18 protein-coding genes are annotated in these 23,223 nt (G+C 61.8%); 13 read left to right on the top strand and 5 right to left on the bottom strand.

Features of this window, described 5'->3' with window-relative positions; all coding sequences use genetic code 11:
• Position 1 precedes the first annotated feature (1 nt).
• The 5 genes from ACW4QM_RS02590 to ACW4QM_RS02610 all read left to right on the top strand — a co-directional run bounded on the left by ACW4QM_RS02590 (position 2) and on the right by ACW4QM_RS02610 (position 6,534).
• Entirely contained in the window at positions 2 to 685 is a 684-nt protein-coding gene (locus ACW4QM_RS02590) for a nucleotide exchange factor GrpE (RefSeq protein WP_173111398.1), read from the top strand.
• Positions 686 to 772: 87 nt separating this feature from the next.
• Positions 773 to 1,723 carry a DnaJ C-terminal domain-containing protein gene (locus ACW4QM_RS02595; RefSeq protein ID WP_022738233.1) on the top strand — a complete coding sequence of 317 codons (951 nt, stop codon included), beginning with the start codon at positions 773 to 775 and terminating at the stop codon, positions 1,721 to 1,723.
• Positions 1,714 to 2,091: a heat shock protein transcriptional repressor HspR gene (locus tag ACW4QM_RS02600; protein WP_114538594.1), complete on the top strand. Its 378-nt coding sequence runs from the start codon at positions 1,714 to 1,716 to the stop codon at positions 2,089 to 2,091. The genes ACW4QM_RS02595 and ACW4QM_RS02600 overlap by 10 nt, the downstream gene beginning before the upstream one ends.
• A gap of 12 nt (positions 2,092 to 2,103) precedes the next feature.
• Positions 2,104 to 4,917: an ATP-dependent Clp protease ATP-binding subunit gene (locus ACW4QM_RS02605; RefSeq protein WP_455798169.1), complete on the top strand. Its 2,814-nt coding sequence runs from the start codon at positions 2,104 to 2,106 to the stop codon at positions 4,915 to 4,917.
• Positions 4,918 to 5,466: 549 nt separating this feature from the next.
• Entirely contained in the window at positions 5,467 to 6,534 is a 1,068-nt protein-coding gene (locus ACW4QM_RS02610) for a DUF559 domain-containing protein (RefSeq protein WP_022738241.1), read from the top strand.
• A gap of 8 nt (positions 6,535 to 6,542) precedes the next feature.
• Here ACW4QM_RS02610 and ACW4QM_RS02615 read toward each other — a convergent pair whose 3' ends face one another.
• Positions 6,543 to 7,109, bottom strand: coding sequence for a YbjQ family protein (locus ACW4QM_RS02615; RefSeq protein WP_161128019.1), 567 nt, complete (start codon positions 7,107 to 7,109; stop codon positions 6,543 to 6,545).
• Between the two features lie 181 nt (positions 7,110 to 7,290).
• Positions 7,291 to 8,643: a dicarboxylate/amino acid:cation symporter gene (locus ACW4QM_RS02620; RefSeq protein ID WP_161128018.1), complete on the bottom strand. Its 1,353-nt coding sequence runs from the start codon at positions 8,641 to 8,643 to the stop codon at positions 7,291 to 7,293.
• A gap of 272 nt (positions 8,644 to 8,915) precedes the next feature.
• On the opposite strand from ACW4QM_RS02620, the gene ACW4QM_RS02625 reads away from it, so the two are divergent.
• The 8 genes from ACW4QM_RS02625 to ACW4QM_RS02660 all read left to right on the top strand — a co-directional run bounded on the left by ACW4QM_RS02625 (position 8,916) and on the right by ACW4QM_RS02660 (position 19,343).
• The gene (locus tag ACW4QM_RS02625; protein ID WP_161128017.1) at positions 8,916 to 10,325 is read left to right on the top strand and encodes a Sapep family Mn(2+)-dependent dipeptidase; all 1,410 of its coding nucleotides are present in this window, start codon (positions 8,916 to 8,918) and stop codon (positions 10,323 to 10,325) included.
• A 208-nt stretch (positions 10,326 to 10,533) separates the two neighbouring features.
• Positions 10,534 to 11,247 carry a LytR/AlgR family response regulator transcription factor gene (locus ACW4QM_RS02630; protein ID WP_041714276.1) on the top strand — a complete coding sequence of 238 codons (714 nt, stop codon included), beginning with the start codon at positions 10,534 to 10,536 and terminating at the stop codon, positions 11,245 to 11,247.
• A 216-nt stretch (positions 11,248 to 11,463) separates the two neighbouring features.
• On the top strand, positions 11,464 to 13,359 hold the full coding sequence (locus ACW4QM_RS02635; protein WP_147270620.1) for a glucose-6-phosphate isomerase: 1,896 nt from the start codon (positions 11,464 to 11,466) through the stop codon (positions 13,357 to 13,359).
• Between the two features lie 36 nt (positions 13,360 to 13,395).
• Positions 13,396 to 15,888, top strand: coding sequence for a carbamoyltransferase HypF (hypF, locus tag ACW4QM_RS02640; protein ID WP_161128016.1), 2,493 nt, complete (start codon positions 13,396 to 13,398; stop codon positions 15,886 to 15,888).
• Positions 15,889 to 15,969: 81 nt separating this feature from the next.
• A complete protein-coding gene (locus tag ACW4QM_RS02645; protein WP_022738267.1) occupies positions 15,970 to 16,218 on the top strand; it encodes a HypC/HybG/HupF family hydrogenase formation chaperone in 249 nt (82 codons plus the stop codon).
• A 334-nt stretch (positions 16,219 to 16,552) separates the two neighbouring features.
• Positions 16,553 to 17,644 carry a hydrogenase formation protein HypD gene (gene hypD / locus ACW4QM_RS02650; RefSeq protein ID WP_161128015.1) on the top strand — a complete coding sequence of 364 codons (1,092 nt, stop codon included), beginning with the start codon at positions 16,553 to 16,555 and terminating at the stop codon, positions 17,642 to 17,644.
• A 123-nt stretch (positions 17,645 to 17,767) separates the two neighbouring features.
• Entirely contained in the window at positions 17,768 to 19,021 is a 1,254-nt protein-coding gene (locus ACW4QM_RS02655; protein ID WP_161128014.1) for a Fic family protein, read from the top strand.
• A 28-nt stretch (positions 19,022 to 19,049) separates the two neighbouring features.
• On the top strand, positions 19,050 to 19,343 hold the full coding sequence (locus ACW4QM_RS02660) for a GIY-YIG nuclease family protein (RefSeq protein ID WP_161128013.1): 294 nt from the start codon (positions 19,050 to 19,052) through the stop codon (positions 19,341 to 19,343).
• Positions 19,344 to 19,470: 127 nt separating this feature from the next.
• Here ACW4QM_RS02660 and ACW4QM_RS02665 read toward each other — a convergent pair whose 3' ends face one another.
• The 3 genes from ACW4QM_RS02665 to ACW4QM_RS02675 form a co-directional block, all read right to left on the bottom strand.
• Complete coding sequence (locus ACW4QM_RS02665; RefSeq protein ID WP_114548250.1) at positions 19,471 to 19,914, bottom strand: GatB/YqeY domain-containing protein; 444 nt, start codon at positions 19,912 to 19,914, stop codon at positions 19,471 to 19,473.
• Between the two features lie 187 nt (positions 19,915 to 20,101).
• Positions 20,102 to 22,315, bottom strand: coding sequence for an ABC transporter permease (locus tag ACW4QM_RS02670; protein WP_455798170.1), 2,214 nt, complete (start codon positions 22,313 to 22,315; stop codon positions 20,102 to 20,104).
• Positions 22,305 to 23,063: an ABC transporter ATP-binding protein gene (locus ACW4QM_RS02675; protein WP_227069953.1), complete on the bottom strand. Its 759-nt coding sequence runs from the start codon at positions 23,061 to 23,063 to the stop codon at positions 22,305 to 22,307. Before ACW4QM_RS02675 ends, ACW4QM_RS02670 begins: the two co-directional genes overlap by 11 nt.
• Positions 23,064 to 23,223: the final 160 nt, after the last annotated feature.

Below are 23,223 nucleotides of genomic sequence, written 5' to 3' on the forward strand. Positions count from 1 at the left end.
GATGACTGAGCCCGAGAAGGACCAGGTCACCTCTTCTACCCAACAGGACGTGGCCGCCGATGTGGCGGCCACCGCCTCCGCCGACGACGCCCGCGCGGCCGAGGTGGTTGCCGACGCCGAGGTGATCGAGGCCAACGAGGCCGGCGAGCTGGATGCCGAGCTCGAGCAGGCCGCCGCTGAAGCGGTGGCGAGCGCGATCGAGGAATCCGAGGAGCTGGCTGCTGCCAAGGCCGAGGCCGCCGATTGGCAGGACAAGTACGTGCGCCTGCACGCCGAGTGGGATACCTACCGTCGGCGCATGGCCGAGCAGCGCGAGGCCGAGAAGGTGCGTGCCACGGAGAAGCTCATGGAGAGCCTTATCCCGGTGCTCGACGACTTCGCCCGCACGGTGGACTACGCCGAGACCAACGGCGAGACCGGCTTGCTCGGCGGCGTGAAGGCCGTGCAGACCAAGCTGTCCGATACGCTGGCCAAGGGAGGCCTGGTCTTGATCAGCCCCGCCGGTGAGGCATTCGACGCCCTTGAGTGCCAGGCCGTGGGTACGGTGGACGATCCGAGCGTTCCCGATGAAACGGTCGCGCAGGTTTACCAACCCGGATACAAAATGGGTACCAAGGTCATCAGGCCTGCCATGGTGACGATCACCACGGGCGGCCCCAAGAGGGAAAAGCCCGAAGAAGAGTAAGACGAACGAGGGCGGCCGCAGCTTGGCCGCCTTCGTGCTTGAAAGAGCAATTCTAAGTAACTAACTAAGGTAATGGAGGTGGAACGAATGGCGTCTACGCCCGATTATTACAAAACGCTAGGCGTTCCGCGCACCGCCACGGCCGATGAGATAAAGAAGGCGTTTCGCAAGCTCGCTCGCAAGCATCATCCCGATGCCGGCGGCGACGAGGCCAAGTTCAAAGAGCTGAACGAGGCCTACGAAGTCTTAAGCGACGAGAAGAAGCGCGCGCTTTACGACCAGTACGGCACGGCGAACGAGAACCAGATCCCCCAGGGATGGGGCGGTGGCCAAGGCTTTAACGTCGAGGATATCTTCGGTGGCGGTGGGGCCGGCGGCTTCGGCGGCAGTTGGGCCGACATTCTGGAGAGCATTCGCCACGGTGAAGGTGCGTTTGGGGGCAACTGGGACTTCGGCGGCGGTTTTGGCGGCCAGCCTCAGCCCCGTCGCGGCCAGGATATGAACGTGACGTTGAACGTGACGTTCGACGAAGCGTTCAACGGCACGGAGAAGCGCATCACCGTGCGCATTCCCGGCAAGAGCGAGTCCGACACCCACACGGTGAAGGTGCCCGCCGGTGCTGTCGATGGCGGCCGCGTGCGCCTGAAGGGCCAGGGAGCTCCTGGCGAAAACGGTGGTGCGGCGGGCGACTTGCTCATCACCACTAAGATTGACGCGCATCCCTACTTCGGTCGCGATAAGGCCGACGTGACGGTTGATTTGCCGATCAATGTGGCGGAGGCAGCGCTCGGTGCTTCCATCGTGGTGCCCACGCCCGACGGCAAAAAGATCAAGGTGAAGGTGCCCGCTGGCACGCAAGACGGCAAGGTGCTCACCATTAAAGGCAAAGGAGCGCCCGATCTGAAGAACAAGGGGCAGTTCGGCAACTTGAAGATTCAGATTCACGTTGAAGTGCCCACGGACATGAACGACGAGCAGAAAAAGGCCATGGAGGACTTCCTCGCCGCGACGGGAGAGGAGAAGCGCCCATGGGCCTAGATGACAAGAACCGGCCGCTGTACATGATCAGCATTGCCGCGGAACTGGCGGGCGTGCACCCGCAGACCCTGCGCTCCTACGAGCAGAAGGGTCTGGTCACGCCGCGACGCACCAGTGGCAACACGCGCATGTACTCCCAGGCCGATATCGATCGGCTCAACCTGATCAACGAGCTGACGAGCGAGGGCATCAACCTCGCCGGTGTCACGCGCATCCTTGATCTGCAGAGCCGGCTGGATGAGCGCGAGGAAGAAGTGGAAGACCTGCACGCGCGGGTGCGCCGCCTCGCCGATCGCGTTCGCGAATTGGAAACCCGCACCCCCGTCGGCGCCATCGTCCGCGTAACGCCGACGAGGCGTTTACCATAAAGGAGAACGTATATGAGACTAGATAAATTGGCGGTGACGGCGCAAGAGGCTTTCCAGAACGCGATGGGCGTTGCTGGCGAAGCCGATGCCGCCGTTATCGAGCCCATTCACTTGCTGAAGGCGCTGCTCGATTCCGACGAGAACAACCTCGCCGCCATCGTGAAGCGCATCGGCGCCGACCCGGTCTGGCTGTCCCAGAACGTGTCCGACGAAATCGCCAAGATGCCCAAGCAGACTGGCGCCACTCCTATGGCCATTCCCGGTCAGGACCTTATCAAGGTCATCGATAACTCGGTGAAGATCGCCGAGAAGCTCGGTGACAGCTACGCGACGAGTGAGCACCTGCTCATTGCCCTGTCCGAGGACAAGGGTGCCGCGGGTCGCATCCTCACGACGGCGGGCGTCACCCGCAAGAACATCGAGGCGGCCTACGAGAGCCTGCGCGGCGACACCCGCGTGACCTCGCAGACCGACAAGACCCAGTTCGAAGCGCTGGAACAGTACGGCCAGAATCTCACCCAGCAGGCCCGCGAGGGCAAGCTCGATCCGGTCATCGGCCGTAACGAGGAGATCCGCCGCACCATTCAGGTTCTGTCGCGCCGTACGAAGAACAACCCGGTGCTCATTGGCGAGCCCGGCACCGGCAAAACCGCTATCGTCGAGGGTCTGGCCCAGCGCATCGTAGCTGGTGATGTTCCCTCGTCGCTGAAGGATCGCGAGATCGTCTCGCTCGATCTGGGTGCGATGATGGCCGGCGCGAAGTATCGCGGCGAGTTCGAGGATCGTTTGAAGAACGTGCTGCGTGAGGTGAAGGAAGCCGACGGCAACATCATCCTGTTCATCGACGAGCTGCACACCATCGTGGGTGCCGGCGCTGGCGGCGACTCTTCCCTGGACGCGGGCAATATGCTGAAGCCGGCTCTGGCTCGCGGCGAGCTGCGCGCCATCGGTGCCACCACGCTCGATGAGTACCGCAAGTACATCGAGAAGGACGCCGCCTTGGAGCGCCGCTTCCAAACGGTGCTCGTGAGCGAGCCGACGGTGGAGGACACCATCGCCATTCTGCGCGGCCTGAAGGAGAAGTACGAGATCCATCACGGCGTGCGCATCACCGACGGCGCCATCGTGTCCGCAGCGGAGCTTTCCGACCGCTACATCACCGACCGCTTCCTCCCCGATAAGGCCATCGATCTTATGGACGAGGCGGCCAGCCGTCTGCGCATCGAGATCGACTCCATGCCCGAGGAAGTGGATGCCGCCGAGCGCAAGCTCATCCAGATGCAGATCGAGGAACAGGCTCTCATGAAGGAGACCGACATGGCCTCCCAGGAACGCCTGGAGAAGCTGCGCCACGACATCGCGGCCGCCCAGGAATCCCTCGATTCCCAGAAGGCTGAGTGGCAGAACGAGAAGGACGCCATCGTCGACGTGCAGAACCTCAAGGCCGAGTTGGAAAGCGCTCAGCTTGATGAGGAGCGCGCCACCCGCGAGGGCAACCTGCAGCTCGCTTCCGAGATCCGCTACTCGCGCATTCCCCAGCTGCAGCAGCAGCTGCACGTGGCCGAGGAAGCCGTGAAGATGAAGCAGCAGGACGGCGCTATCCTGAAGGAAGAGGTTTCCGAAGAGGAGATCGCGTCGGTCGTGGCTGCCTGGACGGGCATCCCCGTGGCCAAGATGATGCAGGGCGAGATGGAAAAGCTCGTCGACCTGGAGGAAGTGTTGAAGGGCCGCGTCATCGGCCAGGACGAGGCTGTGGGTGTGGTGGCCGGTGCCATCCGCCGCAACCGTGCGGGACTTTCCGACCCGAACCGTCCCATTGGCTCTTTCCTGTTCCTCGGCCCCACCGGCGTGGGCAAGACCGAGCTGGCCAAGACGCTGGCCGAGTACCTGTTCGATTCCGAGAAGGCCATGGTGCGCATCGACATGTCCGAGTACATGGAGAAGTTCTCCGTGCAGCGTCTGATCGGAGCGCCTCCGGGATACGTGGGCTACGACGAGGGCGGCCAGCTGACCGAGGCCGTGCGCCGCAACCCCTACTGCGTGGTGCTGCTCGATGAGATGGAAAAGGCCCATCCCGACGTGTTCAACATCCTGCTGCAGGTGCTCGATGACGGACGCCTCACCGACGGCCAGGGTCGCGTGGTGAACTTCAAGAACTGCATCATCATCATGACCTCCAACGTGGGTTCGCAGATCATCCGCGAGCATGCGGCCGAGGGACGTGCCTACGACGAGGCTCAGGCCACCGGCGGCGAGACCATGGGCGAGATGGCCGAGAAGATGATGTCCATGACGCCTGAGCAGGCCGCCAAGCGCATGCAGGAGTTCACGAACAAGATCCAGGACGCCCTTTCCACGACGTTCCGCCCCGAGTTCCTGAATCGTATCGACGACGTGATCACCTTCAACGAGCTGTCCATCTCGGCTATCGAGCCCATCGTGGATTTGCAGCTCGAGCAGGTGCGCGACCGCCTGCAGGCCCGCCACATCACCTTGGACGTGACGCCGGCGGCCATGGAGCACTTGGCCATCGACGGCTACGATCCGGTGTACGGCGCCCGTCCGCTGAAGCGTCTCATCCAGCGCGAGGTGGTCGACCGCATCGCCGAGAAGGTCATCTCCGGCGAGCTGCGCGACCGCAGCCACGTGCTGATCGACCTGGACGCCGAGGGTGATTACACCTGCCGAGTGGAAGGCCCCATGGACTTGGACGGCCTGAACCTGGACGACCCCAGCTTCCTCACGGCCGGCTCCGATCCGAAGGAGACCTTGCAGGATCTGGATACCCTGAGCAACGGCGACCTCGGTGAGGATCCCATCGCTTAATCCGCATACCCCTTTCACAGCAAGCGCCCGGGCAGCCAAGACCCGGGCGCTTTTGCGCGATTGCCGTCGCCTATTGTGCCCCCTATGCCGTTTTCGACTGCTTCTCAGCCTTCCGCGGCTTGCTGGTGACGCAAACCGGTGGCGCCAACACCTATCCAACTTATATAGGCACTCCCTGAGCGGGGGCTTGGTGTTCGAGATCGCACTCACCCTTCCTGATGACAAAAACGTCTTCTCTGGCGCACATTTTTCGACTTATACAGGCATTTTGATTCTCGCTAAGATTCCGCATAGTGCAGTTTGCTCGATTGAAGCTCCGGTGACCTGGGGTAATACGCCAACCTTCATTCATGGTTAAGCCTCCGGGTGTTTTGGTGATTTAAGAATGCCTGTATAAGTCAAAAAACGTGCGTAGAAGGCCCTTGTCGTGTCACCGTATCTCCGAGAGAGAAGTTAGGACGAAGTTGAGCAAGGTTCGAGATGTGTGACATTTACGATCTTGCAAGCAGGCAATGGCATTCAATGTGCGCTATGTTATAAACATCGCCTATGAATATCTATCTCTCACATATCAGCGCATGGTTGTTCTGGATTTGGTGGTCCAAGATGAATGCCATCCCTTTGGGGCTGTTTCATTCGGGAAAGTGCTTCGCACGCGATCGAATGCCGTCGTTTTCGTTGCCGACGGTTTCAATAATCAAGAATGCCGCCGGTTCGAAGCGCGAAGTTCGGCAAATACTCAATGCCAATGGCCAGAGCGTGCGACAGCTGTTGGTGCGCGCTGGTATTGGCACTGGAGCTGATGGCTGTCTGTACGTTTGCGTTCCGTACGTGAAGGGCAGGCGCTGTTCGGAGAAAAATATCCACTTCCACCAAGTGAGTTGCGCGCTGCCTCGGCGATCGTTTGTGAAAGTGGCAGAAGGCTTGTATGTTGCTTCGCCCGAGCTCACGTTTGTGCAGATGGCGAGCGTCCTAGAAGAAGGGGCACTGTGCGCCTGCGGTATGGAATTGACGGGTGGGTATCCTCTGGATGCCGAGTTTCGCCCCGATGGAGAAGTCGTCTACGTGCGGGCGCCCGTCACGTCGCAAACGCTCCTCGCGGCTTACGCTGATCGCTACCAGGGCCGAGGCGGTACCAATAAGGCCCGGCGGGTGACGCGGCATCTTTGCGACAAATCCGCGTCGGTGAAGGAAACTGAGCTGGCGCTCCTCGCTCTTCTCCCGCGCCACTATGGAGGTCTCGGCGCGAAGGAGGCGCTTCTGAATGAAGTTGTGACGCTCAGTCCCGAGGCGGCAACGATTGCGCGCCAGAAGAAAGTCGTCTGCGACCTTAAGTTCAAAGATTCGAATGTTGTCGTGGAATACGATGGTGCAACCCATGGTGACGCCGAAGCGCGAACAACCGATTCTCGTCGCCGGGATGCCTTGCGAGCAGAAGGCTACGACGTGGCTACGCTCACCAACGCGCAGCTGCAGAGCCCGACGGAATTCCAGGCGATCATCGTGCCGGCCTCGCGGAAGGCGGGAAAGAGAACGCGCTACCTCTCCGAGTGCGACATGCCGCGCCATCGGGCCCTCCGCTCGCAAATCGCCCGCTATCACGCAAGAGGGTTTTAGAAGGTTGTCTATGCCTTCTTCACCTTCACGGCGGTACTGGTGACCGAGGCACCGAAGAGGTCCTGGCTCAGAGCTTGGTTCAGCTGGCTCAGCTGCTCGATGGCTACCGCCGTGCCAGTGACCGAGGCGCCGAAAAGTCCTTTCGGCAGCATGTACACGTCGTAGCGTATGGCCAGAATGCCGTTGGCCCCGGCTTCGTGGGCGCGGAACAAAAGCTCGTTCCAGGCGATCCGCTTGACCCGTTCCATCTTGCTGCCGAGCAGAAGGGAACGCTGGTCGGTGAGGTCGGAGACGATGGCGTCAGCCTCGGCGGGAAGGCCCGCGCCCACGACGGCGTCGGTGGACAGCGTGCCTCGGTACTCCGTCACGCGCCAGCCCTCGAAGGAGCTACCAGCCGTGGTCATCATGAGGGAGGGGTTCTTTTCCAGCGCGTCGAGGAACGCCTGTTTGGCCTGCTCGCGCTTCTCGTCGGCCTCGAGGGCCTGCTTGCGCTCTTGGGGAGAAGCGTCCGCGAGATCAGATCCGAAGTCCTCATCCAGCTCGTCGCGCTTTTCCAGCGCCTCTTCTAGGCTCATGACAGAAGTCGCCTCCCATAGACATCGCCAGCACATAAGAAACAATGCCGAAAGTATAGGCCGCCTGCTCCCGTGCAAGGAGAGCGCCCGGCAACGGTTGCGAAGCCTTAACCTGCGCGATTTTTCGGCAGCTTATGGGACGTTTGAATGAGGCGACCTATACCAGCCCGGCACGAAAGTTCTACGCCGCTTTCGCCAGTTTCTCGGCCTTGCGGGCGCGGCGAGCTGCGGCGCGCTTTTGCATGGCATCGACGCAGGTAGCCACGGCGGCATCGCCGGTGACGTTCACCGTGGTGCGCATCATGTCCAGGATGCGGTCGACGCCGGCTACGAGAGCCACGCCCTCTACAGGCAGGCCCACCGACTGCAGCACCATGGCCAGCATGATCATGCCGGACCCGGGCACGCCGGCGGTGCCGATGGAGGCGAGCACGGCGGTCATCACGATGGTCAGCTGCTGGCCGATCGAAAGGTCGATGCCGAACACCTGGGCGATGAAGATGGCGCAGACGCCCTGGTAGATGGCGGTGCCGTCCATGTTGATGGTGGCGCCGAGCGGCAGCACGAACGAGGTGACCTCCTTCGATATGCCCATTTTCTCGGTGCATTCCATGTTGATGGGCAGCGTGCCCACTGACGAGGCCGATGCGAACGCGAAGCCCATTACCGGCATTTCGCCCTTCAGGAACTTAAGCGGGTTCATGCGGGCGAAGATTTTGATGATGCCCGAGTACACCAGGAGAATCTGCACGATCATGGCCACGTAAGCTACCACGATGAGCCACAGAAGGGGCCGCAGCACATCGATGCCGTTGCTGGCGATAACGGGGCAGATGAGTCCGAACACGCCGAAGGGCGCCACCAGGATGATGCCGCGCATGATGGCGATGCACACGTCCGACATGGCGTTGCAAATGTCGATGACCGGCTTGGCTTTCTTCCCAGCGGCGATCATGCCGAAGCCGAACACCACGGCGATGACGATGACCTGCAGCATAGTGGCGTCGGCCATGGGCTGGAAGAAGTTCGACGGGAACATATTCACGATAGTGTCGATGAGCGACGGCGGCTCGGTGGCCTCGTAGGAAAGCTCGCCTGTGGGCATCGTGTAGCCGGCGCCGACGTTCATGAGGTTGGCGAACACAAGCCCCAGCGTAACGGCGCAGGCGGTGGTGGCCAGGTAGAACAGCACGGTTTTGCCGCCGATGGCGCCAACCTTCTTCACGTCATCCAGCGACACGACGCCAGCGATGATGGAGAACAGCACCAAAGGTACGACGATCATCTTGATGAGGTTCAAGAAGATGGTGCCGAAGGGCTTGATGTAGGTGTCGGCGATCTCTGGCGAGCCTTGCAGCGCGAGACCCGCCAGCACGCCCAGGATGAGCGCGATGAAGATCCAGGTGGTCAGCGACAGGCGCTTGAACCAGGGCTTTGGCTTGCTATGTTCGCTCCCACTGTCGCTGTTGTTGGGCGTCGGTGCGGCCGTCTCGGCGGCGTCGACGGGTGCCGAAGTGATGGAGTCGTCGGCCATGGCGGTGCGTCCTTTCCCTTTGTGCGAAAACCGCCACCATTATAAGCGTATTCGCAGGGAAAATAGGGCACGCGGCCCAGCGATCTAACGGCCCTGCAACAAATGACGGAACGGCCTGCGCTGATTTCGCGGAAGGGCCATAATGGCAACGGAGAGTAGCCGGGAACGTGCCGACGCGAGATGTGTGGAATACGTTTTTGCTCGAAGAAGGTAGAAGCGCCATGCTATGGTGTGCCGCGCTTCAGGGGACAATATATATGAAAGGAACGTCTATGGACCGCAAGGAAATTGTCGCTGCTGCCGAGGCTTATTGGGATGAACATCGCGATGCGATTGTGGCCGATATCGCCAAGCTCGTGGAAATCCCCTCGACGGAGGATCTGGCCGCCGCCGCTCCGGGCGCGCCGTACGGGCCTGGGCCGGCCGCTGCGTTGGATGCGGCGCTGGAAATCGCCGAGGGTATGGGCATGACCGTCACGAACTGCGAGGGGCATATCGGGTTTGCGGATCTTGCCGGCAAGACCGAGAAGCAGCTGGGCATCATCGGTCACGTGGACGTCGTGCCCGCCGGTCCTGGCTGGTCGTTCGAGCCTTTCAAGGTGACCGAGAAGGACGGTTACCTTATGGGCCGTGGCTGCCTGGACGACAAGGGCCCCTCGGTGGTGGCTCTGCATGCCGTGAAGTGCTTGAGTGACCTTGATGTGGAGCGCCCCTATTCCATGCGCTTCATCTTCGGTGCCAATGAGGAAACGGGCATGGCCGACGTGATGTGGTATCTCGAGAAGTACGAGAGCCCGGCCTTCTTGTTCACGCCCGACGCCGACTTCCCGGTGTGCTATGGCGAGAAGGGCGGCTATGACGGCTGCATCACGAGCGCACCTATCGCCGATCCGGTAATCTTGGATATCTCCGGCGGCGTGGTGACCAACGCCGTGCCTGGTGAAGCCTGGGCCGTCGTGCGCGCGGATGCCTCTGCGCTGCCCAGCGCCGAGCGCATCATGGTAGCCGACGCCGGTGACGGTACGGCGCGCGTTGATGCTGAGGGAGTGAATGCTCACGCCGCCTGGCCCGAGCGCGGCATCTCCGCCATCATGCTGCTGGCGAACTACCTGCTGGAAAACGGCTTGTGCAACCAGCAGGAGCGCGAGTTCCTCGAGCTGGTGCAGAGCCTCGTGTCCGATACGACCGGTGCTGGCGTGGGCATCGCCACGGCTGACGAGTACTTCGGGCCGCTGACGGTGGTAGGTGGCACCATCCGCAAGGAAGGCGATCGTCTCGTGCAGACCATGGACAGCCGCTGGCCTACGTCCATCACAGCCGAGGAGATCACCGCCGCGCTCACGAAGCTGACCGACAACATTGGTGCCACCTTCGAGAACACCCTGCTCATGGTGCCCTTCCTCGTGAAGCCCGATGACCCGGAGATTCAGGTGCTCCAGGATGCCTTCCAGTTCGTGACCGGCGACACCGAGCACAAGCCCTTCACCATCGGCGGCGGCACCTACGCTCGCGAGTTCAAGAAGGGCGCCTCCTTCGGTGTGAACATGCCTTGGATCGAGAACCCCGACTGGGTCGGCGGCGAACACGGCCCCGACGAGGGTGTCTCCGAAGAGCTGCTGAAGACCTCCTTCAAGATCTACGTCCTAGCTCTGGCCGAGCTGCAGGGACTAGAGATTCAGTAATTGAGTACAGCTTACAGCGTATGTCTGCAATGGCCCCGCATCTGCGGGGCCATTTTACGATTGAGCGACGGGAGCGATGAGGGTATCGGCAATTTCAATGTCCTCATCTGGAATTAGCCCGTGATTTCCTCATGATCGGGCATGACGGGGCGTCAGCTGTGCTATAGAATAGTATGAATGCAATCAGAGATTTCTTTTGGAGGACGACGTGCTTAACGCAATTATCGTTGACGACGAGGCGCCTGCCCGTTCTGAACTGCGCTTTCTTCTCGATGAGGTCGGCGGAGTTGAAGTGACAGCCGAAGCTGCCAACGTGCGCGAGGCTATCGAGAAGCTGAAAGAGTATCCCTGCGACGTTATGTTCATGGATGTGAACATGCCCGAGGCCACTGGCCTTCAACTGGCCGAGGCTCTGCAGCATCTGAAGTTCCCTCCGGCGGTGGTGTTCGTGACCGCCTATTCCGAGCACGCGCTGGACGCCTTCAAGGTGAGCGCTATCGATTATCTGGTTAAGCCGGTGGAGACCGAGCGCTTGGCTCAGGCCATCGCCCGCGTACGCGAGCAGGTGGCTCTGCACTTGCAGGCTCACAAGTCCGAGCGCATCCCGGTGGAAAAGGGCGGCAAGAAGATTCTCATCGGCATCGATAAGATCCGTTTCGTCATGGCTCGCGACGACTACGCTTACCTGCAGACCGATACCGACCGTTACTTCTCCACGGTGAGCCTGGCCCAGCTGGAGAAGCGCCTCGACGGCCACGGGTTCTTCCGCGTACACCGCGGCTATTTGGTGAACCTGTCCATGGTGGAGGAGATCGAGTCCGTTTCCGGTGGTACGCTGCTGCTGACTTTGAACGGCGTGGAGGAGAAGATTCCCGTTTCGCGCCGCCGCGTCAGCTCCCTGAAGAAGGCGCTGAACCTGTAGGACGCCTCGTTCTGAATGATGCGCTGACGAGCCCCGCCCAGGGGCTCGTTTCGTTCACAGAACCGCCATAGGGTTGTGGGGATGTGGGCGCGTTTTGGTGGCGTTTGCTAGAATATTTCCACTAGATTAACGAGGAGGAGCCCCAGTGCAGCGCGTACGGGGCTCGTTTGCAATTCTGCTGGCTGGCGGAAATTGCCCAGAGAGAAGAGGAGCGCCATGCTCTCCGTTGACGTTGAGAAGCTGTATCCGGCGGCAAAGACCCTGGTGAAAGCTCGTGCAGCAAGCCGCATTCACGCCAAGGACGCCACGCTGTACGATTTCTCCCCCGAGGCGCAAGCTTGCGCGAGCGACTACATGGGATGGGCCGATCTGGCCACGAGTCCGCTGTGCGACATGGACGCCATCCAGGCTTTTGCCGACGAAGTGGTGGAAGCGGGTCTCGATACGATTCTGCTTATCGGTCAGGGCGGCTCCACTCAGGCGCCCATGACCATCACGAAGTACAACAAGCACGATTCCAACCGCGTGAAGTTCCGCACGTTGGACTCCGACTCGCCCGTGCGCGTGCGCGAGATGCTCACCATCTGCGATCCCCATCGCACGCTGGTCATCATCTCCTCGAAAAGCGGCGGCACCATTGAGCCGCGTATGCTGCTAGAGGCGGTGCGGGCCTCCTTCGAGAAGGAGTTGGGCGATCATGTGGTGAAGCACCTGGTGGCCATCACCGACCCGGGCAGCGATTTAGATCGGCAGGCACGCGAGGAAGGCTGGCGTGCGGTGTTTTCCGGCGAGCCCACGGTGGGCGGCCGGTTCTCTGCGCTCTCGGTGTTCGGGTTGGTGCCGGCGGCGCTCACAGGTATCGACATGGAAGCGTTCATGGCCCACGCTCGCGCGGCCGAGGAGGCCTGTTCGGAGGACGCCATCGATAACCCGGCCATCAACCTGGCGGCATTCCTCTACGACAACTACCTGAAGGGTCGCAACAAGTTCTCGTTCCTCACTCCCAAGCGCGGGCGCGTACTGGGTCTGTGGATCGAGCAGTTGGTGGCCGAATCGCTGGGGAAGAACGGCGAGGGCATCCTGCCGAACATCGAGATCGACTCGCTGCTGCTTACGGAGGATCCGGGCGACAGATCCATCATCATGTACCAGACCCAAACCGACCTGTGGGACGAGCGCCGCAATTTCGAGATGAGCCTCGCCTACATCGATAACGCTATTCCGCGGCTGAACTACCGCATCGACACTGTGGAAGAACTGGCTGAGCATTTCGTCATGTGGGAATACGCCATCGCCATGTGCGGCTATCTCATGCAGGTGTGCCCCTTCGACCAACCTGACGTTGCCTCCGCCAAAGCTGAGGTGCTCGATATTCTGAAGAACGGACAGCCGGAGCCCGATTTCACCGAGGTGTTCACCGACGAGGTGGACATGGGCCGTGTGGAAGTCTCCTTCGCCCCCATGTTCGAGGGCTGTGAGGACTTGCACGAGACGCTGTATGCGCTGCTGTCCTCCATTCAGCCGGGCGACTTCTTTGCGCTGAACGCGTTTCTTCCGTTTACGGGAGAGGGGCGGCGCGAGGCCATCGAGCAGATTCGCCACGGGGTAGCCGAATCTTTCGGCTGCGTGTCGTGCTTGGAGGTGGGGCCGCGCTACCTGCATTCCACGGGCCAGCTGCAGAAGGGCGGTCCGAACATGGGCGTCTTCCTCATTTTGTCGGCTGACGAATTGAAGGACATTCCGCTGCCGGAGGAAGCTGCGGCACCCAGCCTTGGCGAGCTGGCGAAGGCCCAGGCTGCTGGCGATTTGGCGACGCTCGCCAAGCGCGGGCGCCGCTGCGTGCATCTGCATTTGCCGGACAACTCCGGCGTAACGCTGCGCCAGTTGGCCCAAGTAGTCGACGATGTGATTGCCGACATCCTGACCGATCGGGCGTTGGCTGAGGCCGCCGCCATGGCCGAGGACGAGGAGCTGGCCGAAGCCACCGTGGTTGTGGAAGCTGCCGAGGCCAGCGAGACTGCCGTGGAAGCCGAGTTTGCCGATGCGCCCCAGGATGCCGAGGTGGAGGCTGCGGAGGTCGCCGTCCCCGAAGGCGAGGCGGACGAGGCGTAAGCGGCAAAGCAAAGCGCAAGGCAAGGGAGCTTACTCATGATCGATGCGGTCGATATTCATGTAAAGGGTATTGTGCAGGGGGTAGGTTTTCGACCCTTTGTGTACCGGATGGCGAAGAAGTACCTCATCAACGGCTGGGTGCTGAACGCCACCGATGGCGTGCATATTCACGCCGAGGGCGAGAGCGCGCTGGTGGACGAGTTCATCATGGAATTATCTGACAACGCGCCGGCGGCATCGAAGGTGGAGGAAATCGACATCAAGGAAGTGCCTCTGGAGGATTTCGACAGCTTCGAGATTCGTTTCTCCGACGATGAGGACGTGGCAGAGACCACACTTGTGTCGCCCGAGCTTGCCACCTGCGACGACTGCGTAGCAGAGCTGTTCAATCCGAACGACCGTCGTTACCGTTACCCGTTTGTCAACTGCACGAATTGCGGGCCACGCTTCACCATTATTGACCACTTGCCCTACGACCGCGCTGCCACCTCCATGGCGGCGTTCCCCATGTGCGAGAAGTGCGCCGCCGAGTATGCCGATCCGCTCGACCGCCGCTTCCACGCCCAGCCCGATGCCTGCTTCGAGTGCGGGCCTTCGGTAACGTGGCGTGTTGGGGCGGACGGGCCGATTTCGCTAGGGAAAACCCGCGAGGAGTCCGACGCCATTTTTGCGGCTGCGGTGGAAATGCTCATGGCGGGGAAAATCTTGGCCGTGAAAGGGCTCGGCGGCTTCCATCTCGTATGTGACGCCAACAATGCCGATGCGGTGGCTGAGCTGCGCCGGCGCAAGCGGCGCGATGGGAAGGCCCTGGCGGTGATGGCCCAGGGAATGGGCGATGTGCGGGCGCTTTGCGAGGCGAGCGAAGAGGAAGAGGCGGTTCTGGCGGGGTCGACGCGACCCATTGTGCTGCTGCGCAAACGCCCTGGCGCGGCTATCGGCGCAGGCTTGGCCGATGGATTGTCCGAATTGGGGGTCATGCTGCCTTACACACCGGTGCAACATTTGCTCATGCACGATTTCGCTGAAGCGTGGTATGCGGCGAATCCGGCGGTGGACGAAGCGGGCGACGAACCGGGACGCCTGGTGCCGCTGCTTGTGATGACCTCGGGCAACGTACACGACGAGCCCATCTGTATCGCCGATGAGGAGGCGCGCGCAAAGCTGGCCGGCATCGCCGATGCCTTTTTGGGTAACAATCGCCCCATCCTCACGCGCTTCGACGACTCCGTCGTGCGGCTGATCCAGGTGGATGAGGTCGACGAAAAGCCCGTGTGCGCCATTCAGTTCCTGCGGCGGGCACGCGGCTATGCTCCCGTACCCGTGTCGGTGACGGCCGAGGGCGTTGCGCCTGCCGAGGGCATCATCTTCGCCGCCGGCCCCGAGCAGAAGAATACCTTCACGCTGCTGCGCGGCACCGATGGCTTCGTGTCCCAGCACATCGGCGACGTGGAAAACGCCGAGACCTACGATGCGTGGCTGGCCACAAAGGATCGCTTTGAGAGCCTCTTCGAAACGATTCCCACAGCGGTGGCATGCGACTTGCACCCCGAGTATCTCACAAGCAAATGGGCCCATCACCAGGGACTTCCCGTGACCGAGGTGCAGCACCATCATGCCCACATCGTGTCGGTTATGGCCGAGCATGGGCTGACTGATGCCGTCTGCGGCATCGCCTTCGACGGCACAGGCTACGGTGAGGATGGGGCCATCTGGGGCGGCGAGGTGCTGCTGGCGAACCGCCAGGCCTTCGAGCGTTTCGCGAACTTCGCCTACGTGCCCATGCCCGGAGGGGCTGCGGCCATCAAGCATCCGCTGCGCATGGCCTATGGCGTGCTGTGGGCCTACGACCTGTTGGAGCATCCTGCTGCTGCGGCGGCTTTGGCGCCTCTGGGCGATGAGGCCGAGGTGTGCGACACCATGATCGAGCGCGGGCTGAACACGCCCATGACGTCCTCGGTCGGGCGCCTGTTCGATGCGGCCAGCGCGCTGCTCAGCATCTGCACGAAGCCGAGCTACGAGGGCGAGGGAGCCATCCTTCTGGAGGCGGCTATGGAAACCGCCGGGGCCGACGTGGCCGGCGCTGCGGCTGTCGAAGAGGCCGCGGGCGTGGCAGGCGAGGACGAGCTGGCGGCGAAGGAGCGCTACGCCGTCATCGTCGAGAAGAACACCGCCACCGAGACGAGCACCGCGCAGGACACCTCGGTGCTGCTCCTGGATGCCGAGCCCACCTTCCACGCGTTGCTGGACGACCTGGCGGCGGGAGTGCCGGCGTCCGTCATCAGCCGCCGCTTCCACGATGCCATGGTTGGCGCCATCGTCATGAGCGCCGAGTTGGTGCGAGCCATGTACGACATTTCCACGGTGGCGTTGTCGGGCGGCGTGTTCATGAACCGCTACCTTGTGGAGCACGCGCTGGCTGACTTGGCCGCTGCTGGTTTCACCGTCGCCATCAACCGCGATCTGCCTCCTAACGACGGTTGCATCAGCCTGGGCCAAGCCGTGGTGGCTTCCGCTCGTTCGGGCGAGTAGGGCGCCTCTCGAAACCTCGCCGACTTCCTTGGGCGAACCTGCGACAATGGAGCATTGAGAGACGAATCGAAGGAGCAGCGTATGTGCTTGGCAATTCCGGCGAAGGTGGCGGCCCTGGAAGAGGGGAACTTGGCCACCGTTGACATTTTGGGTGTGACCCGCGAGATTTCCGTCGACCTGACGCCCCAGGCGCAGGTGGGCGACTACGTGCTCGTGCACGCCGGCTTCGCCATCGAGGTGGTGGACGAGCAGTTCGCCCTAGAGACCATCGAGCTGGTGAAGCAATTCCCCGAACTGGCCGATTTGAACGAGGCTCCCACGCCGGCCTAAGGAGCGAAAACAGTGCATTTTGCCTGTTGAATCCGCCCGTGTATTACACTAGACTGACCGCACGGACGAGCGGACTGCTTCTTTCGTCGAAGGGAGCAGCTATGTACGTAAGCTGGATGGAACTCCTCACGTTTTGTTTGGTGATCGTATCGGTGATTGAGTTGACCGCGCGTTTGCGGCAGTAGTCGCAGCGGGCGGCAATGAAAAAGCCGCCCCTCGCATAGGAAGAACGGCTCTTCATCACATTAATAGGAGTAATGTGAAGCAGTCGTGCCCGGTGCCACGGGCATTCCGCTTGTCCGTATTCTACACCCTTGAAGGAGTGGTTGCAAGAATGGACGCCATGCAGCAAGAACTGAAGGCATTCAAGGATCCGGCGTTGGCGCGGGGGCTCATTGAGTCCATTCAAGCGCTGGCCCCGGAGTCTGCTACGCTGATGGAAGTGTGCGGCACCCACACCGTGGCCATTGCGCGCAACGGCATTCGCGGTCTTATGCCCGAGGGGGTTCGTCTGGCGTCGGGCCCTGGATGTCCGGTGTGCGTGACGAGCAACCACGACATCGACAAGGTAATCGCGCTGGCCCGCGTGCCGGAAGTGACCATCGCAACCTTCGGCGACATGACCCGCGTGCCCGGCTCCACGTCCAGCCTGCTGGCCGAGCAGGCGGCGGGACGCGCGGTGGAAATCGTTTACTCGCCGCTGGATGCCCTGCGCCTGGCGCAGGAGAACCCCACGCGGCAGATCGTCTTCGTCGGTGTGGGCTTCGAAACCACCACGCCGCTGGTGGCTATGGCCATCAAGCGGGCGCGCGCCATGGGGCTCACAAACTTCACCGTGTACGGCGCCCACAAGAACATGCCCGGGGCGCTGGAAGTCATTATCAATGATCCGGCGCTGAAGCTGGATGCGCTCATTCTGCCGGGGCATGTGTCCACCATCATCGGCGCCGAGCCCTACCGCTTCCTGGCCGAGAAGTACGGCATCCCCGGCGTCATTACCGGGTTCGAGCCGGTAGACGTGCTTCAGGGCATCGCCATGATCATGCGCCAGCTGCACGAGGGGCGCGCCGAGATCGAGATCGCCTACGCCCGCGGCGTCATGCCCGAGGGCAACCCCGTGGCGCTCGCCGCCATCGACGAGGTCTTCGAAACCTGCTCCGCCACCTGGCGCGGCTTGGGCGAGATTCCCGGCAGCGGCTACCGCATCCGCGAGGAGTTCGCCGACTTCGACGCCATGCGCCGCTTCCAACCAGACGTGGAAGAGGTGCGCGAGCATAAGGGCTGCCGCTGCGGAGACGTGCTCCGCGGCATTATGGCGCCGAGCGAGTGCCCACTGTTTCGCAAGATCTGCACGCCGGAGAACCCGGTTGGCCCCTGCATGGTTTCCAGCGAGGGCAGCTGCGCCGCGTACTACCGCTATTACTAGAAATGCTATTTTCCCTTCGAAAGTGGTTTCAAAGCATCTATTGGCATTGTACTAATTGTATTTTTCCTAAAATAGTATAATTAGCGTGGCAATTTCGGAAACGAAAATATATAAGGGGATAGCATGGATTATCAGGAGCTCTCGAGGGCCTTTTATAAGAGTGCTTCGACCGACCGTTTCACTGAGCTTGATGAGCAGGCCCGCTATCGTCGCACGATGCCGTCTTCATTTGATTTAGGCCTTGAGACGCCCGATGGAGTTCTGTTTATCGCCATGCCCCGCGAACTCTTTGTCCTTTACGAGCAGATTCTACGCACGGAACGAAAAGTATCGTCGCTCATGCGATCGATTCCCCCCATTGCGCAAATGGCGCTCGTGCGTGGTCTTGTGTTTGACGAAGTTGTGAATTCAAACGCTATCGAAGAAGTTCACAGCACGCGAGCCCAAGTGAAGGAAGCTCTGGATTCGCGCGCAGTGCAAGAGGGAGGATTTCGCCGTTTCAAGGAGTTGGCTCAGCTGTATCTTGAGCTTGGCAAGTCAGAACATGAGATGCCGAAGACTCCTCAAGAGATAAGGACGATTTACGACAAGATCATGGACGGGGAGCTGCCGGATTCCAAGCTTCCCGATGGAAAGATCTTCCGCGCCGAAGGAGTTGACATTACTGCTGGTGGAGTGAAAGTCGTTCATAAGGGAGTGGAGCCCGAAGACAAGATCATCGAGGTCGTCGAGACGATGCTGCAAACGGTGCAACGTGATGACATGCCGGAGATGATAAGCGCCTTGGCCTCGCACTATCTCTTCGAATACGCCCACCCGTTCTATGACGGGAACGGGAGGACGGGCCGCTATTTACTGGCGTTATTCCTGTCGGAAGCGCTGTCTGTTCCCACGGTTCTGTCGTTGTCGCGAGCAATTGCCGAAAACCGCAGCATTTATTATCGGGCGTTTTCCAGCGTCGAGAATGCGCTCAATAGAGCCGAGATGACCTTTTTCATTTACGACATGTTGACGCTGGTCCGCATTGCCCAGGTCAATATCCTTGAAAGGCTTTCAAAGAGCAAGGAGGCGTTTGGGTCGATCAGCGCTCGAATGGATGCCTTCATGGAGGAGCAAGATCTGAGCGACAAAGAGGGATCCATTATGTTCGTACTTGCCCAATTCGAGCTTTTCGGTATGTACGGAACGGCGACCACGGAGGAACTGGCCGCGAACATTAGGCTGGGAAAACAGATGACGCGCAAGCACCTGTCCTCGCTCGAGGCGAAGGACTTGGTTTGGAAGGCGCGGGCGCGCCCTGCCGAGTTTGCCCTCACTGACCATGCTCGCTGCCTCCTTGGAATGGAAGAAGCGAGTGTCTCGGAAGAAGCGTCGTGATAGGGCGGGGCTGGAGAAGGGGCGGCGTATGACTGGGAAACACTACATGTATGTGTTGGAATGCGCCGATGGGTCACTGTACACGGGCTATGCCGTGGATGTGCAGGCGCGGCTGGCAGTGCACAACGCCGGCAAGGGCGCGAAGTACACCCGTGCGCGGTTGCCCGTGAGCCTGCTCGCCTATGCCGAGTTCGCTACCAAACACGATGCCATGCACGCGGAATACGCCTTCAAGCAACTTTCCCGCAACGAAAAGGACGCTTTGCTCGCTGCCGCCTCGCATTCAAGCTTCGAGGAGGCCCTGCGCGAGCTGCTTGCGTGAACCGGGGGTTCCATTTCTGTCCTTAATTGGCATTTTTTCCGAGAAAACGGGAATAGCGCCGAAAGATGGTCTAAACAGGAAGGCCTCCCATGCGGGAGGCCTTCTTTGCGTTGGATGGGTATACGGCTTAGCTCAGCTTGCTGCCGAGAACCTGGGCGGCGCCGGCTTTGTCGAAGTTGCCGCCAGTGCGGCGGGTGAGCTCGCCCATGACGCGGCCCATGTCCTTCTTCGTGGAGGCGCCGGTGTCGGCGAGCACCACTTCAATGAGGGCCGCCAGCTCGTTGCCTTCCACCTGGCGGGGCAGGTACTCTTCCAGGATGGCCACCTGCTCGGTGAGGGTATCGGTACGCTCCTGGTTGTTCCCAGCCTTGATGGAGCCGTCGAGCGTCTCCTTCGTCTGCTTGATGGTGCGCTTGAGCATGGCGTCCACGTCGGCCTCGGTCACCTCGCGGCGCTCGTTCACCTCGATGGCCTTCAGCTCGGTATGTACCTGGCGCAGAATGTCGCGACGATGGTTGTCGCGCGCCTTCATGGCCGCCTTGATCTCGTCCTGCAGCTGCTGGTATTCCATGAGCGTCCTTTCTCGGAAAATGATCGCTCCCATTATAGCGCGGCTTGCCGCTTCGCTGCCCCTCCCCGTAGGGGGCGACCTTGGTCGCCCCTCTCGAGTGAGTAAGACTATCTTGGTTGCGGAGGGCGGACCTTGGTCAGCCCCTACGGGACAAAGAAGTGAGGGATAGAGCGGAAGGAGACGGGGGCTACCCTTGCTGGAGCGAGCTCTTCACGATGCCGCGGGCGGCGAGGTAGGTCACCAGCATGTAGCCGCCGTAGATGACGAGCGTGAGCGCTGCAGCCATGGTGATAGGGCCGGCCGAGGACACGCCGATAGCGTCCAGCATGGAATCGGACAAGACGCCGATAGCGCAGGCCGAGTGGCACACCGCCAACCCCAGCGGCACGAGGAAGTACACGAGCACCTGGAACAGCAGCGAGCGGTTGATCATGGCCCGGTCGCAGCCGAGCTTCCACAGGGTGCGGTAGCGCGGTGCCGAGTCGGAGGTTTGGGAAAGCTGCTGGATGGCCAGGATGGCGGCGGTGGACACGAGGAAGATGAAGCCGATGTAGAGCGCCAGGTAGGTGATCATGAGGCGCAGGCCAGCCGATTGGGTGAGCATTTCGTTGGCCGTGAGAATGCGCGTGACCGGCCACAAAAGGCTCGCGTAGGGGTCGTCGGCGCCGCTCGTGCCCTTCTCGAACCCGCCCATGTCGCGGGGCTGCAGGGCGGCCACGATGTCGGCCAAGGCCGCGTCGTTCTCGCCGGCAGTCTTGCCGTTGTCGGCGTACATCACGTTCAGGTACTGCAGGTCGGGAATGCAGCCGGCCGCCTTCAGGGCCTCCACCGCCTCGTCGGGGACGACGATAATCATGGCCGTGGCCGCCATGGCGTTGTCCTCCAGCTGCGTGTCATACAGAGGGCCGGCCAGTGCGTACTCTTTGCCGGCGATGGTCACGGTGGGGGCGGCGTCCAGCACGGCACGGGCCAAGGGCTCCACGATTTCCATATTGTTCGCCAAAGCGCAGGTGCCCGCCTCGAGGGTCACGGGCTCTTGGCCCTGCAGCGCGCGGGCGCCGTTGAAGTCGGACAGCGACACAACGGTCAGGTGCGTCGTGCGCACGGAGCCCAGATCGTCCAGGCGCAGCGCCTCTGGATCGGCGCCAGTGGCCTCGGCGGCCGCAACGAGCGGGTCGTAGGTCATGTCCGGCGCCGCGTAGGTGCTCACCTGGGCCCACGCGCCCACGGTCTCGGCCCACAATTCCGGCGAGGCCTCTTCCAGAGCGGCGGCCATGTCCCAGTTGTAGGACTCGGCCTGGGCCAGGCGATCGGGAGCCTCGGCCTCCATCTCGGCGCGGCGCTCGAGCGGATCGCCCGACGACGAGGCCTCCGACCCGCCGGGCCCGTACCATACGGCCGCGTCCAGGCTGGCGGAATAGGGGTTCGCCCGTTCCGCGCCGCCGACGAACACCTCCACAAGCCCCATGCCCGAGGAGAACACGGTGATGGAGAAGAACAGCAGAACGCACACGGCCCATAGCGACAAAAACGCTGTGTTCACCTTGCTAGCGATCTGGCGCACGGTGAACAGGTTCAGCTTGCGCAGGTACACGCCGCGCAGCCGCGTGAGCACGGCAATGGCGAAGCCGGCGAGCGACCAGAAGAACAGCAGCGATCCCACGAGCATGGCGATGGTGGCGCGGATGAACTCGGGCTGGTCCAGCATCACCAGACCGTTTTCGATGAGCTGCTCGTAGGCATAGACGAGGATAGCCACCGCTGAGACGAACCCCACGAGGCAGACCCACGGGTTGCGCACGCCGGCGCGCTCGTTCTTCTCGCCGGCGCGGATGAGGTCGATGAGCTTGCAGCGGCTCACGGTGATGGTGTTGAAGGCGGCCACCACCACGTAAATGGCAGCGAAGCAGGCGAGCGTGACGAGGAAGGCGTCGGGGGAGAACACGAACTGGTAGTTGGTCATCGTCGTGCCGAACAGCGCGGCGGTGAAAAACGACAGTCCCTGGGAGAGCAGCACGCCGCAGATGAGGCCCACGGCCAGGGAAAGCAGCCCCACGAGCACCGTCTCGTACAGCACGATGCGCGACACATGGCCCGGCGTCATGCCCAGCACCAGGTAGGTGCCGAACTCCCGCTTGCGGCGGCGGATGAGGAACTGGTTGGCGTACAGAATGAGGAAGCCCAGCACGCAGGCCACCACCACGGAGAACATGCCCAGGATGTAGGTGGTGGAATCGAACACGCTGCGCGAGGCCGAGGTTTCCATATCGAAGAGGATCTGCTGGCTGCCGATGGAGTTGAACGCGTAGAACACCGCCACACCGAACAGCAGCGTGATGAAGTAGACGGCGTAGTCGCGCACCGATCGGCGGATGTTGCGCAGGGCGAGCTTAAGATACATGGCCGGCCTCCCCGCCGAGGAACGACACGACCTCCATGATGCGAGCGAAGAACGCGTCGCGGCTCTCATCGCCCCGACGCAGCTCGTTGAACACGGCGCCGTCCTTGATAAACAGCACGCGGCTGGTGTAGCTGGCGGCGAAGGCGTCGTGGGTGACCATCATGATGGTGGCGCCCATCTGGGTGTTCATCATCTCCATGATCTCCAGCATCACCGTGGCGGCACGGGAATCGAGGGCGCCGGTGGGCTCGTCGGCTAAAATGAGCTTCGGGTCGGTGACCATGGCACGGGCCGCGGCCACGCGCTGCTTCTGGCCGCCGGACATCTGGTAGGGGTACTTCTGCAGCACGCCATCCACACCGAGGCGCGCGGCCATGGCGTTCACCTTGCCGGGAATGGCGCGGGCCGGCTCGCCCTTGATGGTGAGGGCCAGCGAGATGTTCTCGAAGCCGGTGAGCGTGTCCAGCAGGTTCGAGTCTTGGAAGATGAAGCCGAGGTCGTCGCGGCGGAACTTCGCCAACTGGCGCTTCGACATGCCGGTGATATCGCGGCCGCCCACGATGATGTGCCCGCTCGTGACCGTATCGATGGTAGAGACGCAGTTCAGAAGCGTTGTTTTGCCAGAGCCCGAGGGACCCATGATGCCGACGAACTCGCCGGCGGCCACGTCGAAGCTGACGCCGGCCAGCGCGTGGGTGACCGAGTCGCGGCTGCCGAAGACCTTCTCGATGGAGCGCACGGAGAGGATTGGGGAGCCTGCGTTGACGGGGTGGCCGGCTTGAGAAGCGTGGGTTGGGTCGGCTGCGCGGTGGGCGCCATGGGCGGTGTGGGCGCCCCTTCCGCCGGCGCTGGCCGCGGAGGCGGCGCCGGCCACGTAGTTCTCGCGGGAGAAAGCGGCGGCGATGCCG

This window comes from Adlercreutzia sp. CNCM I-6207 (assembly GCF_977072305.1).